Raw genomic sequence first — 12,568 nt, 5'->3', positions numbered from 1 at the left:
CCACGTTACCCAATCGCCAGTGCGATGCGATGAATCGCCACGGCGGACAGGTACGCGAGACCCGTCATGTAGACAAACATGAAGGCGGGCCAGCGCCAGGAGTTCGTCTCGCGGCGCACGGTCGCAAGCGTCGCCATGCATTGGCAACACAGCGCAAAGAAGAACATAAGCCCGACCGCAGTCCATGGCGTGAAGAGCGGCCGTCCATCGGGCCAGCGCGCGGCCTTGAGCGCGGATTGGAGATCGTGATCTTCTGCATCGCTTCCCAGACTAAAGAGAATCCCCATCGAACTCACCACAACCTCGCGGGCAGGGAACGCGCAAAGGATTGCGGTCGAGATACGCCAGTCGAATCCGGCGGGCTTGAAGACCGGTTCGATGAACCTGCCAAATTGGCCGAGGAAGCTGTTCTCGGTCATCCGCTCCTGGACAAAGTTCGCCTCGGTCATATCCCTCTGCATCGCCACCGGCATCGACCGAAACTCTTGCGCGTAGCGCTTCTCGGCCGAAGCGTCACGGGGAAAGTACAGTAGCGCCCAAATCAGCACCGACATGACGACGATGATCTTGCCAGCGGTCTCGACAAACGATCGCCCCCGCTGGACCATCGTCACCCCCACGTCGCGCCACTTCGGCCATTGATACCGAGGCAACTCCATGATGAAGGGCAACCGCTTGCCGCGAAGGATCCGCCGGTTAAGGATAAAGATCACCGGTATTGCGACCAAGAGTCCGACGAAGTGCATCGCAAACAAGGCAAAGCCCGCCCATGCGGGGCCAAAGTGCGGCTCGATAAATGCTCCGATAAGCACGACATACACCGGGAGTCGAGCTGAGCAGCTCATGAGCGGCGCAACGAGAATCGTCGCGAGGCGACTACGGCTGTCGGGCATCACTCGGGCGGCCATGATCCCCGGGATGGCACAGGCGAAGCTGCTTAGGAGCGGGATGAATGCGCGACCGTTGAGTCCGCACCAACCGAGCAGCTTGTCCATCAAAAACGCAGCTCGAGCCATATAGCCAGTCCCTTCGAGCGCAGCAATGAAGAAAAACAAGATGAGAATCTGAGGTAGGAAGCCTAGAACCGCTCCAACACCAGCGATGATCCCATCGACCACGAGCGACTGCAACCACGGTATCCCTTGCAGCGGGGCCCCGGCGATGCGGCCAAGCTGAGCGAACACCCAACCGATCCCATCCATGATGGGGCTCGCGAAGGTGTAGATCGACTGGAACATCACGTACATCAGTCCCACGAAGATGACGAGTCCAAAAACACGATGAGTTAGGATCATATCGATCCGTTCTGTGTTGGAGACCCTGCGCCTCGAGGGCTCCGTGACGACGGCTGCACGGACGCCCGACGACCACTCATACCGTTCCTCCGTGGAGAGTTCGACGACCGAGCCTTGAGCGCGCCCGATGGGTTCGCACACGACGGGGCGCATGAGCATGTCTTCGATGGCCTCAGACAGTTGATCGAGACCCGTGTTGCGGTGCGCGACCACTGCCACCACCGGCACCCCGGTGGCAGTCTCAAGCGCCTCAAGATCGACGAGCTGACCATGGCGGGCCGCCGTGTCGGTCATGGTGACCGCGATCACGGTGGGCCAGCCCAAGTCTGCAAGCTGAGAGTAGAGGTAGAGACTGCGCTCCAGGTTCGTGACATCCATCACGACTACGAGCATGTCCGGAGCATCGGGTGAATCGGTGCCAAGCGCTTCGACTGCGACCCTCTCGTCCTCGGATACGGCCACGATCGAATAAAGACCGGGGATATCGACGAACTCTACTTGGCGAAAATTACCGAGCGACACGGTTCCCGTCACTCGCTCCACTGTGACGCCTGGGTAGTTGCCGACCTTCTGCGATCCGCCGGTGATGGCGTTAAAGAGTGAGGTCTTTCCGGCGTTCGGGTTGCCGACGAGAGCAACGCGCGGGATGTGGGTCTTGGTGGGCAAGTTGCGCCTTAGTCCTCGATGAGCTCCACGACGATATCGCCGCACTCGCCCTTGCGTACGCACAACCGCTGATTTCGGAACGAGATCTCAAGAGGATCGCCGAGCGGAGCGACCTTGATAACCTGGAAGACCGTGCCCTTGACGAGCCCCATTTCCTGCAGACGGCACGACATCTCGCACTTCGCGCAATTCTCGACCACGCGCGCCTTGGCTCCCTTCTTGAGGCTTGCGATTTTTGTGGTCGGCTTCGTCATTTGCAGTAACTCCATTCTACACTCAGAAGTACAGTATTGGCTGGACTACCGAACTAAGGTGTAAAGCTTCGCATCCCCGGCCGAGTTCGTTTTGCTCACGACATTCCACGTCGAGACGACCTCGCCTGCCACCTGGTTCTCAAAGCCAAGCGTTTCGCGAACCGAGTAGCGCTTGATTTCATAATCCTTGCCGATCACCAACTCGTACTTCCCTGCTACCGGCGCTGCCCCGTACTCTCGCCAGTCACCACCTATGGCATAGTCGCCATCTTGGTTGGGGGACCTGGTGAATCCAACCGACGCCCACTGCAAGCGCATGTACTTCAGATCCTCCAGCCGGCCAAAAATGATGTCCATCGGAACGCTGCGATCGATCAGGCTCGCCGAAGAGGCGCTGTAGATCTCGCGCACGCCCAAGGCCTTTCCTTGTTGCACCACGCTCTCGATCAGCCGCTCTTGTCCCTTCGCTTGGAAGGCGACTTCGGGAGGGTTGTAGCTGAAGTGGGTGCCATTGCTGGTCACCAGGCTCTCCGCAGGCGACGTTAGCGATCGGCGGACCTGGCGGATGTACACCTTCGATGGCGCGTCAAACTGCAGCACAGTGTCGGTCTGAACTGCGATGTTGGACACCGACTGCACGAACTGGATCGTCGCGACCGTCGACTTGCTCTCGAAGTACCGGTTGAACATCTTCGAGACGACCTCCGCTGCGGAGGGGCCCGAAGCACGAGTCGCGTCGTCCGCGGGGCTGGTAACTTGGAACGCGAGAGTCAAACAGAGCAACGCTGAAGTCATAGAGTTTCCTTTGAGAATGCCTGCCACTCGATGTCGGGGCAGCCCGTGCAGTGATTTTCCCACCTGGCGGCCGTAAAGATCCAATCAGATAGACGATTTAAGAAGATGAAGGTTTGCGATCGAACTGGGTGAGTTTCATGAAGTCGCCACAATTCGCGCTCTGCGCGACGGCAGACGGTGCGCGCCACGTGCAGCGCGGTAGCACCCGGTGATCCGCCCGGAAGGATAAAGGTCCGCAGCTCAGGGAGTCCGGCTGTGCACTGGTCCATGGAGTGCTCAAGCAGGTCAATGTGGGCGGGATGAATCGCTTCGATGTTCTGGTCCACGCTCGCGATCTCCGCGCCAATGTCGAAGAGCGCACTCTGGCACACCTTCAGGATCCGTAGCACGTCTGCATCTCGGCACTGACCTACGCACACTCCCAGATGGCTGTTAAGCTCGTCAAGGTGGCCGACCGCCTGGATCCGAGGATCCGTCTTGGGGACCCTCTGAGGACCGTACAGACCGGTCTCGCCCGCGTCACCGCTCTTCGTGTAAATCTTCACCGCCCCTCCCGTAGGACCATTAGTGCGAATTTCGGCAGCTTCTTGACCTTGGCAATCTTGGTCGGGTTCAGCATGAGACGCCAAAGCCACTCTAAGTGAAGCGCCTGCATCAACTTGGGGGCTCGCTTCGTCTTACCGCTGAACACATCGAAAGAGCCACCGACGCCCATCATGATCGGAGCACCGATGGCCTGCATCGTGTTCAGGATGAACTGCTCTTGGCGTGGCATCCCCATGGCGGCAAAGACGACATCCGGCTTTAACTTGGCGATGTCCGCCGCGACCACTGGGTCGCTGTCCGCAGGGAAATACCCGTGGTGCGTACCGACGATGTTGCATCCTGGATACTTCAAGCGAAGCCGCTCGGCTGCGAGGTCTGTCACACCGGGCTCTGCGCCGATGAAATAGAGCCGATACCCTCTTTGCGCGCTCAGTTCGGTCATGCGCTCCACCAAGTCAACGCCGCTCACGCGCGTGACGGTGTGTCCTTTGCGTCGGAGCGCCCATTTCACGCCCGCGCCATCGGCGGTCCGCAGCGTGGCTCTGCGGATGATGTCGGCGAATCCGGGGAGCTCTTGGGCGAGGACGAGCGCGGTCGCATCCAGGGTCATGATCAGGTTCGGCTCCCGCTGTGAAATCAAATCTTGAAAAAACTCTAAGGTTTGATCCATGTCAAGCAGACTAACCGAAAACCCTAGCAATTCTGCGGTGGGGTGGGCATTTTTCACGGCTGTTTGAACCTGCGACACACGCGAATTCTACCTGGACGGAACAACTCAGCCGATGCGGCGTCCCATGTTCTCGGATGCACCAAGTAGTGACATCGTTGTTTCATATGAGCTATCATCACACGCCTAGCAAGACTGAAGCAGATATGGCACGAACTTTGACTCGGTGCCAGGGCTCTCAGATAATGTATCCAATTCGCTCACAGGAGAACCGAATGCGCCATTCAAAGGCCTTTACTCTTATCGAACTGTTGGTGGTCATCGCGATCATCGCCATTCTCGCCGCTATCCTCTTCCCAGTTTTCGCCCAGGCGAAGGCTGCTGCGAAGAAGACCGCCGCCGTCAGCAACCTCAAGCAGAACTCGCTGGCTGTGGTCATGTACACCGACGACAACGACGATACGTACCCTCAGTCGGCGTACTTCGACACGGTCTCGACCCCCAAGCTTGTGTACTCAGCCTATGACGTGATCATGCCGTACACCAAGAACAAGGATATCTTCCTCGATCCGGCAGATCCCAAGGCGATCAACTGGGCAGACATTTTGACCACGAAGGCCCCAGGCGGCCCCTACAGCTCGCCTCAGAAGCTGACCGCCGCTGGCGTTGCTTTCAACTTCGCACTGTTCGAAGATCCGGGCATCCCGCCAACGGTTGGTTCGGCTGACGGCGTTCGCAGCGCAAGCTCTATCCCGTTCCCGGTTGACACAGTCATGTTCTACAGCGCGGACTACACCAACGCCAACGTGGATAACAAGTACCGCGCCAAGTACGGTGCCCAGTTCGCAACGCGCGTCAACAATGTGCCGACACTGCTCGCTTATCTCAAGCCGCCAGTGCCGTTCAACCGCTACAATTTCGCGGGTGCGCCTCGACACAGCGACTCGATCGTCATCAGCTATGCCGACGGTCACGTTAATACGAAGCAAGCCACGGCGAACATCACTGGCAAGGGTCCGAACCTGGCAGCCACCGGTACGCCCGAAGTCAACTGCTACAACCTTCCGTTCGACCTGAACGGTATCCCCGACCTCGTTGGCGAACCGGTCGACTGACCTGTCCCTCCACCGCAAGTCAAAGAAGCCGGTCGAGTTTAGCTCGACTGGCTTCTCTTTTTGCCCACCCCATCTTCCAACGCAGACGCACCGCCGAGAATTGGGTTAGAATCAGGAGAGACTTATGCCGAAGACCGTCCGAATCAGGGTGCATCGCCAGACACATGGCGGCCAATCGTCGCATTTCGACACGTTCGAGATCGACTATCGGGAGAGCATGAACGTAATCTCTGCGCTCATGGAGATTCGGAAGAATCCGGTCACCGTCGACCGCCAGGAGGTTGCCCCACCCGTGTGGGATGCAGCGTGTCTGGAAGAAGTCTGCGGCTCGTGCACCATGTACGTGAACGGCGACATCCGCCAGGCCTGTTCCGCGCTAGTGGATGATTGCGCCGAGGTCCATGGCGACGTGCTTGAGCTCACCCTTGAGCCGATGAAGAAGTTTCCCCTCGTCCGCGACCTCTCAGTAGATCGCGGCGAGATGTTTGAGAACCTGAAGAAGGTCAAAGCCTGGGTCCCGATCGATGGTTCGTACGACCTCGGAATGGCCCAACCCCAAGACGACCACGTCCGACAGTTTCGGTACGCGCTCAGTCGCTGCATGACGTGCGGCTGCTGCATGGAGGCGTGCCCGCAGGTGAGTGAAAAGACCGAGTTCATTGGCCCCGCCGCAGTCGGCCAGGCTCTGCTGTTCAATCTTCATCCCGTCGGAGTCTCGCTCCAGAACGAGCGCCTAGAGGTGATGACCAGCGCAGAGGGGATCACGAACTGCGGAAATGCGCAGAACTGCGTGAAGGTGTGCCCGAAGGGGGTCCCTCTGACGACTGCCATCGCGCAGATCAACCGCGACACGACCGTTCACAAGGTCAAGCGGTGGATGGGCATCGTCTAGGCCCGAAGATCCCAGATCGTCCTCTGGTTCAATCCGCGACGCAAGTGGTATTCGTACACCGCTTGCGAAATCTCGTAGGCACCGAGTGATTTCAAGTGGGGATTCATGACCTGAGCGTCGAAGAACTTGAACCCTACTTCCCTGCAACGTGTGACCATCGAATGGAGCGCCAGTTTGCTAGCGTTTGTCCGACGATGAAACATGGATTCCGCCGAGAATATCTCGCCGATCGCCACACCGTACGTGCCACCCACGAGTTCGGAACCATCCCAAACCTCGCACGAGTGCGCCCACCCTTCGCGGTGCGCCTCAACGTATACCCGGATGAGTTCCTCGGTAATCCAGTTCTCGACGGGACGTATGCAGCTTCTCATCGTCCCTTCGAAGTCTTCATCGAACGAAACGCGGTACGCGTGCTTGCGCAGGAACTTCTGAAGTGACCGCGAAATGTGGAGCCCGGTGATCGGGAGCAAGGCTCGGTCCAAGGGCTGATAGAAGCTGATCTCCCCCGAATCGTCACCCATGGGAAAGATTCCCAAGGCATAAGCCTGGCGTAGCGTGTGCGTGTCCAGCGATTCTGGGTTCACCGTTTCGACCACACCATCGCGTGGAACCAAGGAACCCGATCGTTGTAGGCAACTTTGGGGTGCGTGGCCATGGCTTCGGGGGTAGGCCGCGGTTCTTCAAAGTGATCGAGCCGTAGCCCGCACTCCAGGAATGCCTGCATGTAGTCGGATAGCGGTCGGTGCCAATTGACGATCTCCATGCCTGCCCAAGCCACCCGGTCCGGACGAGCGTCGTGGTACTGGTCGACGGCCACGTGCAGGCGATTGCCGTCCTCGTCCTTGTGCCACGGACTGACCACCGAAGTCACAAACCCGTTCAGGTTACTCACGACCATGCGCCCCCCTGGGGCGAGCACCCGAGTCGATTCTTGGAGGGCGCGCCGGTAGTCATTGATGTCCACCAGGACAACATAGCTGACGACCAGATCGAATGAGTTGTCCGCAAAGTCGAGCGATTCAGCTGGCATTGCGGCGTACTCGGGGCCACCACCCCGCTCCTCGGCCAAGTCGATCAGCGGGACGGTCGGATCAATGCCGGTGACGAATGCGCCTTGTGCCGCGAGCATGCGAGCAAAACGCCCTTCACCACAACCGACGTCAAGGGTTCGCTTCCCGCGCACATCCCCGCAGAGCCTGAGCATCACGGGATCCAAGAGTGCGACGCGGTTGACATCCCGCTCCACGAAATCGGCCCATGCGTCGGCGGACGAAACCCAACCGCTTGAATCGTGCTCAGATTGCATACTTATTCCTCGCCACGCTGTAAACTCACGGGCATGCCAAACGCCGCGATCCTCGCCGCCGTCGACGACTCAGGATACCAACTCGATCAGTCCCTTGCCGGGCTTTCAGGAGCCGATCTCGATGCTAAAGCGCTTCCTTCGATGATGTCTCCGCGCGAGCATATGGAGCATCTTTACGAGGTGTATCACGCCTGCATCGTGATGTCCCAGGGTGGCAGCCACGAGTGGGGTTCCTACACGCTGCCGGACGACGTCAAGGCCGATATCGCGAATCGCTGGCGCGCCAAGAGGGACGAGGCCGTCGCAATGATCAAGGGCAGCGACGATCCCAAGGTTGAGGAGATGGCTTGCGGCTTCATCCTCCAGCACGATGGCTACCATGTGGGCCAGCTCTGTGCCCACCGCATCGCGCTGGACCCTGGGTTCAACCCATATTCAATCTACCGGCACTGAGCTTGGGGTAAAATAGCTCTTCGCGAAAATACGCACGGGTGTGTTGCGCTTCGGGTCAGCCTTCGGGCTGTTTAAGCGCGTGTGACCAAACATCACCCGGAGGAAGAACCCAAAGGAGCTATTCAGACATACCATGGCACAACTAAGCATGAAGGAACTGCTTGAAGCAGGCGTCCACTTCGGACACCCCACACGCAAGTGGAACCCCAAAATGAAGCGCTACATCTACGGCGCGCGCAACGGCATCTACATCGTCGACCTTCACCAAACCATCAAGCTTTTCGAAGATGCGCTTGATTACGTGAAGAAGATCGTCGAAGACGGTGGCAGCGTGCTCTTCGTAGGTACCAAGAAGCAGGCGCAAGCAGCCGTCCGCGAAGCCGCTCAGCGATCCGGTCAGTACTGGGTCAGCGAGCGATGGCTCGGCGGCATGCTCACTAACCAGAAGACCATCCAGGGTCGCGTCGCGCGGCTGAAGGAACTAGATCGGATGGTCGAAGACGGCTACCTCGACCGACTTCCCAAGAAGGAGCAGCTGAAGCGAATGGAAGAGCGCGACAAGCTGAACCGTTACCTGGAAGGGATTCGCGAACTGAACGGCGTCCCGAGCTGCATGTTCATCGTTGACCTCAACAAGGAGCAGATTGCCGTCCACGAGGCGCGCACGCTCGGTATCCCCATCGTCGCGATCGTGGACACGAACTGCAATCCGGACGATGCCGACGTGGTCATCCCTGGCAACGACGATGCGATCCGCTCGATCCGATTGGTGACGCAGAAGTTTAGCGACGTCATCCTGGAAGCTCGCCCGCTGAGCGATCAGCTGGTGGAAGGCACCATCGCCGAAGGCGAAGAGCCGATCGAAGATTCGGCGATCCCCATCGACGAAGAGCTGCTTCGCGCGTTCGGCTCGGACGACGTCGCAGCGACCAGCGAAGTCTAACTCGCATTCAAACATCTGGGTGCGCGTTCGACAGCCGACCGCGCACCCGCAGTTTTGTCCCCCCCTCAACCTGACCGGAGAATCAAGAACATGGCAGTATCTGCAGCAGACGTAAAACGACTTCGAGACGAAACCGATGCACCCATGATGGAGTGCAAAGCCGCCCTGGAAGAAGCAGGCGGCGACTACGAAAAGGCTAAGGCGATCTTGCGCGAGAAGGGCAAGGCTGCCGCAGTGAAGCGCGCCAGCCGCACCACGAGCGCAGGCCGAATCGCCATCTCGCAGAGCGGTAACCACCAGGCCGTCGGTGCCGTGGTTCTTGAGTGCGAAACCGACTTTGTGGCCACCAACGATCGATTCATCTCCCTGGCCGATGAACTTGCCGAGATCTTCCTGCACAACGATCCGGGCAGCGATCCCAATGCGATCAAGCACGGCGACAAGACGGTAGGCGAGATCATAGAAGGGGCCGTCGCGGTCATTCGAGAGAACATCCGAATCTCCAAGGCGCTGCAGATGGTCTCGACCACGAACAGTTATGCTACGTACGTTCACCACGACGGCACCAAGGCTGCCATCGTGGAGCTCTCTGGCACCCCCGCCAACGGACACGACGTCGGGCGCAAGGTCGCCATCCAGGCGGTTGCCTTCCCTTCGGCTGAGTACGTGAACAAGGATTCGGTTCCTGCCGAGACCATTGACCAGTTGGTTCAGGAGCAGACCAAGCGCGCGATCGAAGAGGGCAAGCCCGAGAACGTCGCCAAGAACATTGCGCAGGGCCGCGTCAACAAGGAGTTCTTCCAGCAGGTCGTTCTCCTCGAGATGCCATTCTACGCCGATGCGGCCAAGACGGTCTCCCAGTACCTCACCGAAGAGAGCAAAGCGGCAGGCGGCGACATCAAGGTCGTCAACTTCCTCCGATTGCAAGTCGGCGCGGAAGGCTAAGAGTTCTCAGCCTCAATACGAGCCCGTTCTAGACATGCAGAGCGGGCTCGTTCTCTTGTTGCGTCGTACAATGAGCCCATGCACCACGGGGACATCGCGATTGCAGAGACAAAGGGCACCGAGCTCGCCAATTTCTCCGACAAACCTCGTCGCCCGGTGGTGGTGGCTTACTTGCTCGCTGATGTGGCGTTCGTCTATCCAATCACAAGCAAGCCCGGTCGCAACGACAAGAGCGCAGCTGAGTACACGCTGGATGGCACACGTGCCTACGTGATCACCAGCGGTGGGCTCATCTCAGTGCCACTCGGTGCGCTGACCTCCACGGGTGCACCGATGCCGGGTTTCAGCCGCCTACGGGATCGGATTGAGCGGCACCTAGCCGAGCGGGAGCTGCAGTCGATGGGTAGTAAAGAACTGCAGCACCGGCCGCTGTCGAGTTTGGAAGGGCTCAGAGCGAAGCTTGCGCCCGTCTCCGAGCCGAAACCCTCTGCCATCAAGAAGCCGACGCCGGACCCCTGGCATGAGTACCTCGACAAGCATCTCGACGAGGATATGAAGTGGGGCGGCTATGACGGGCGCTCGAAGAAAGAGCGGTAACAGCAAGACTGACCCCAGAAGAAACTTCTGGGGCCAGTCAGGAGTGATCGGGGCGCAGTTTTAGCTGCGGCGCTTGCGACGTAGGAGCGCAACGACACCCAGACCCATCGCGACGAACGTCGCGGGCTCGGGTACCACTCGAATGTTGTCGACCAGCATGAAGTTCAACCGCGGAGTCCCGGCGATCGAGCTCGTGGAGTTCGAGTCGAAATAGCTGATCGCCAGGTTTGAGCCGCCCATGGTGTAGCTCGAATGGTTGATTGTGGCAATCTTCAGGCTATCAATCCAGTAGGTGAGGACCGTGCCGGTTCGAGTGACCGTCCACTTGCGCCACTTGAAGCCCGAGGATCCTGCGCGAGTCGACCCTGTTTGCGTTCCGAACCCGTTCTGAGTCCCAGGAAGCGAAACTGAAGGGAACGCAGCGGTGTAATACGCATTTGACTCGTTGATCGCACCGCCCGGAGCGGCATACACCGCATTGCCCGACGCATAGCTGGTCGTCCCACCTACGCCTGGCGAATAGAGCCGATAGTCCGAAGCCGAGTTTCCATCGGTGGTAACCGCCATGTACGTACTATCCTGGGTACCACCTCCCCACTGCGCCGTGGTACCTGCCGTGCCGAAGCCCAATCCACCCAACTGGGTCGAGCCGCTTCCACCTGCAGGTCCTGGGCCGATAAAGTTCAGCCACACATCGGCGGTCATGATGAAGTCACCGGTGATGTTCAAACCGGTTGGAGAAGCGCTCAATCCGCTGAAGATACCCCCGGCCACGTTGGACTCAAGCATGAGCCCCGAAGTCGTGCCCCCGGTCGAACCAGGCGCAGACGGAATGTTATACGGTGCGTAGTTCACCGCGAAAGTGGCGTAGTTGTTAGCCGGGTTCGGACCCTTGTTCACCGTCCAACTGGCCGATGTGTCAGTGTCAAAACTATCATAGAACAGCGTCCCCGAGGCCGGAACCGCTGCAAAAACAGCAAGACCCGCGGCGACCGCAGTGCACAATTTTCTCATCGTAGCTCCTTTCGTTGCCTAAACAGGCGAAAACAATAGAACTACATTCTATGCGAAACAACGAATGAATTGCCAGGCAATTGTTCTGGGTTTAGAGCTCACCGGCGATCCTGGTATGAAAACAGGCACCCTCCGACGGGAGAGTGCCTGTACGATTCGAGTTTTGCGTGGACTAGCCGTTCAGCGCTTCTGCACCGCCGACGACTTCTAGAATCTCCTTGGTGATCGAAGCCTGCCGCTCGCGGTTCGCTCTGAGCGTGAGAGCGTCGATCATCTTTCCGGCATTGTCCGTCGCGCTGGTCATCGCTGTCATGCGCGAGCCGAACTCCGACGCAGTCGATTCCAGCAGTGACTGGTACATCAGCGTGAGGACATACTTCGGCAAGAGGATTCCGAGTAGTTCAGCGGCCGAAGGTTCGAACTTGTAGTCCTTCTTGGCACCACTCGCTGCCTCTTCGGCACTCGGCGGCTCGATCGGGAGCAACTGCACCACCTGAGGCACTTGTCGGATTGCAGAGTAGAACTTTGCGTAGACGATGTAGACCGCATCCACGGCCCCGCTCGTGTACATCTCGGTGGCCATCTTGGTTACCGCAACGGCGTCCTGGTAAGATGCACCGCTGCTGCTGATGGTGTGGCTACCCACCATATCGTAGCCGCGCTTGCCAAAGAACAGGTTCCCCTTCTTTCCTACGGCGAGGAGCTTGACCGGGACGGTCTGCTCCTTGATGAAATCTCCGGCTCGGCGGATGATGTTGGTGTTGTACGATCCCGCCAGGCCGCGTTCGGCGCTCACCACAATCACCGCGATGTTCTTGGTTTCACGCTTCTCCAGCAACGGGTGCTTAGGCAAGCTGCCGCCACCACCCACGCTCATCATGAACTCTCGCATCTTGTCGCTGTACGGTCGCGCTTCCAGCACTCGATCTTGAGCCTTCTTGAGTCGCGCAGCCGCAACAAGCTTCATCGCGCGAGTGATCTGGCGGATGTTCTTGGCGGAACGGATTCTTTGTCGAATTTGCTTAAGGGTAGCCATGAAATGAGATTAGAGGTGACTCTGGGCGAATCGGATGACCC

General features: G+C 58.8%; 15 protein-coding genes. 6 read left to right on the top strand and 9 right to left on the bottom strand.

Annotated features, from left to right (window positions below):
- Nucleotides 1-5: 5 nt before the first annotated feature.
- Genes JNM85_10030 through JNM85_10010 form a run of 5 tightly spaced genes read right to left on the bottom strand, consistent with a single transcriptional unit; the run spans nt 6 to nt 4,196 of the window.
- Nucleotides 6-1,961: a ferrous iron transporter B gene (locus tag JNM85_10030; protein ID MBL8088390.1), complete on the bottom strand. Its 1,956-nt coding sequence runs from the start codon at nt 1,959-1,961 to the stop codon at nt 6-8.
- Nucleotides 1,962-1,969: 8 nt separating this feature from the next.
- Nucleotides 1,970-2,215, bottom strand: a complete 246-nt coding sequence (locus JNM85_10025) for a FeoA domain-containing protein (GenBank protein ID MBL8088389.1) — start codon at nt 2,213-2,215, stop codon at nt 1,970-1,972.
- Between the two features lie 45 nt (nt 2,216-2,260).
- Nucleotides 2,261-3,010: a hypothetical protein gene (locus JNM85_10020; GenBank protein MBL8088388.1), complete on the bottom strand. Its 750-nt coding sequence runs from the start codon at nt 3,008-3,010 to the stop codon at nt 2,261-2,263.
- Nucleotides 3,007-3,555, bottom strand: coding sequence for a cob(I)yrinic acid a,c-diamide adenosyltransferase (locus JNM85_10015; protein ID MBL8088387.1), 549 nt, complete (start codon nt 3,553-3,555; stop codon nt 3,007-3,009). Before JNM85_10015 ends, JNM85_10020 begins: the two co-directional genes overlap by 4 nt.
- Nucleotides 3,552-4,196, bottom strand: a complete 645-nt coding sequence (locus JNM85_10010; GenBank protein ID MBL8088386.1) for a WecB/TagA/CpsF family glycosyltransferase — start codon at nt 4,194-4,196, stop codon at nt 3,552-3,554. The genes JNM85_10015 and JNM85_10010 overlap by 4 nt, the downstream gene beginning before the upstream one ends.
- A 302-nt stretch (nt 4,197-4,498) precedes the next feature.
- Here JNM85_10010 and JNM85_10005 point away from each other — a divergent pair, with 302 nt between their 5' ends.
- Together JNM85_10005 and sdhB are read left to right on the top strand one after the other, a co-directional pair.
- On the top strand, nt 4,499-5,338 hold the full coding sequence (locus JNM85_10005; GenBank protein MBL8088385.1) for a prepilin-type N-terminal cleavage/methylation domain-containing protein: 840 nt from the start codon (nt 4,499-4,501) through the stop codon (nt 5,336-5,338).
- Nucleotides 5,339-5,462: 124 nt separating this feature from the next.
- A complete protein-coding gene (gene sdhB / locus JNM85_10000) occupies nt 5,463-6,230 on the top strand; it encodes a succinate dehydrogenase iron-sulfur subunit (GenBank protein MBL8088384.1) in 768 nt (255 codons plus the stop codon).
- Here sdhB and JNM85_09995 read toward each other — a convergent pair.
- Both JNM85_09995 and JNM85_09990 read right to left on the bottom strand, forming a co-directional pair.
- Nucleotides 6,227-6,847: a leucyl/phenylalanyl-tRNA--protein transferase gene (locus JNM85_09995; GenBank protein ID MBL8088383.1), complete on the bottom strand. Its 621-nt coding sequence runs from the start codon at nt 6,845-6,847 to the stop codon at nt 6,227-6,229. The two genes, sdhB and JNM85_09995, sit on opposite strands and share 4 nt — an antisense overlap.
- The gene (locus tag JNM85_09990; protein ID MBL8088382.1) at nt 6,814-7,539 is read right to left on the bottom strand and encodes a class I SAM-dependent methyltransferase; all 726 of its coding nucleotides are present in this window, start codon (nt 7,537-7,539) and stop codon (nt 6,814-6,816) included. The genes JNM85_09995 and JNM85_09990 overlap by 34 nt, the downstream gene beginning before the upstream one ends.
- A 33-nt stretch (nt 7,540-7,572) precedes the next feature.
- On the opposite strand from JNM85_09990, the gene JNM85_09985 reads away from it, so the two are divergent.
- From JNM85_09985 to JNM85_09970, 4 genes are all read left to right on the top strand, one after another.
- Complete coding sequence (locus JNM85_09985) at nt 7,573-7,992, top strand: DinB family protein (protein MBL8088381.1); 420 nt, start codon at nt 7,573-7,575, stop codon at nt 7,990-7,992.
- A gap of 133 nt (nt 7,993-8,125) precedes the next feature.
- Nucleotides 8,126-8,935: a 30S ribosomal protein S2 gene (rpsB, locus tag JNM85_09980; protein MBL8088380.1), complete on the top strand. Its 810-nt coding sequence runs from the start codon at nt 8,126-8,128 to the stop codon at nt 8,933-8,935.
- Nucleotides 8,936-9,025: 90 nt separating this feature from the next.
- Nucleotides 9,026-9,880 (top strand): translation elongation factor Ts, encoded by an 855-nt coding sequence (gene tsf, locus JNM85_09975; GenBank protein ID MBL8088379.1) that lies wholly within the window; start codon nt 9,026-9,028, stop codon nt 9,878-9,880.
- 78 nt (nt 9,881-9,958) lie between these two features.
- Nucleotides 9,959-10,477, top strand: a complete 519-nt coding sequence (locus tag JNM85_09970) for a hypothetical protein (protein MBL8088378.1) — start codon at nt 9,959-9,961, stop codon at nt 10,475-10,477.
- A gap of 60 nt (nt 10,478-10,537) precedes the next feature.
- Here JNM85_09970 and JNM85_09965 read toward each other — a convergent pair whose 3' ends face one another.
- Together JNM85_09965 and atpG are read right to left on the bottom strand one after the other, a co-directional pair.
- The gene (locus JNM85_09965; GenBank protein ID MBL8088377.1) at nt 10,538-11,491 is read right to left on the bottom strand and encodes a PEP-CTERM sorting domain-containing protein; all 954 of its coding nucleotides are present in this window, start codon (nt 11,489-11,491) and stop codon (nt 10,538-10,540) included.
- Nucleotides 11,492-11,663: 172 nt separating this feature from the next.
- Nucleotides 11,664-12,527 (bottom strand): ATP synthase F1 subunit gamma, encoded by an 864-nt coding sequence (atpG, locus tag JNM85_09960; protein MBL8088376.1) that lies wholly within the window; start codon nt 12,525-12,527, stop codon nt 11,664-11,666.
- Nucleotides 12,528-12,568: the final 41 nt, after the last annotated feature.

The sequence above is a fragment of the Chthonomonas sp. genome (genome assembly GCA_016788115.1).
Taxonomy (GTDB): domain Bacteria; phylum Armatimonadota; class Fimbriimonadia; order Fimbriimonadales; family Fimbriimonadaceae; genus UBA2391.
This window is presented reverse-complemented; position numbering and strand designations above follow the sequence as displayed.

What these genes read in the sequence shown, in the direction of transcription:
- JNM85_09985 (MBL8088381.1), top strand. Translation starts at nt 7,573, where the DNA reads ATGCCAAACGCCGCGATCCTCGCCGCCGTCGACGACTCAGGATACCAA.
- JNM85_10025 (MBL8088389.1), bottom strand. Translation starts at nt 2,215, where the DNA reads ATGACGAAGCCGACCACAAAAATCGCAAGCCTCAAGAAGGGAGCCAAG.
- JNM85_10005 (MBL8088385.1), top strand. Translation starts at nt 4,499, where the DNA reads ATGCGCCATTCAAAGGCCTTTACTCTTATCGAACTGTTGGTGGTCATC.
- JNM85_10020 (MBL8088388.1), bottom strand. Translation starts at nt 3,010, where the DNA reads ATGACTTCAGCGTTGCTCTGTTTGACTCTCGCGTTCCAAGTTACCAGC.
- JNM85_09965 (MBL8088377.1), bottom strand. Translation starts at nt 11,491, where the DNA reads ATGAGAAAATTGTGCACTGCGGTCGCCGCGGGTCTTGCTGTTTTTGCA.
- JNM85_09990 (MBL8088382.1), bottom strand. Translation starts at nt 7,539, where the DNA reads ATGCAATCTGAGCACGATTCAAGCGGTTGGGTTTCGTCCGCCGACGCA.
- atpG (MBL8088376.1), bottom strand. Translation starts at nt 12,527, where the DNA reads ATGGCTACCCTTAAGCAAATTCGACAAAGAATCCGTTCCGCCAAGAAC.
- JNM85_09970 (MBL8088378.1), top strand. Translation starts at nt 9,959, where the DNA reads ATGCACCACGGGGACATCGCGATTGCAGAGACAAAGGGCACCGAGCTC.
- tsf (MBL8088379.1), top strand. Translation starts at nt 9,026, where the DNA reads ATGGCAGTATCTGCAGCAGACGTAAAACGACTTCGAGACGAAACCGAT.
- sdhB (MBL8088384.1), top strand. Translation starts at nt 5,463, where the DNA reads ATGCCGAAGACCGTCCGAATCAGGGTGCATCGCCAGACACATGGCGGC.
- rpsB (MBL8088380.1), top strand. Translation starts at nt 8,126, where the DNA reads ATGGCACAACTAAGCATGAAGGAACTGCTTGAAGCAGGCGTCCACTTC.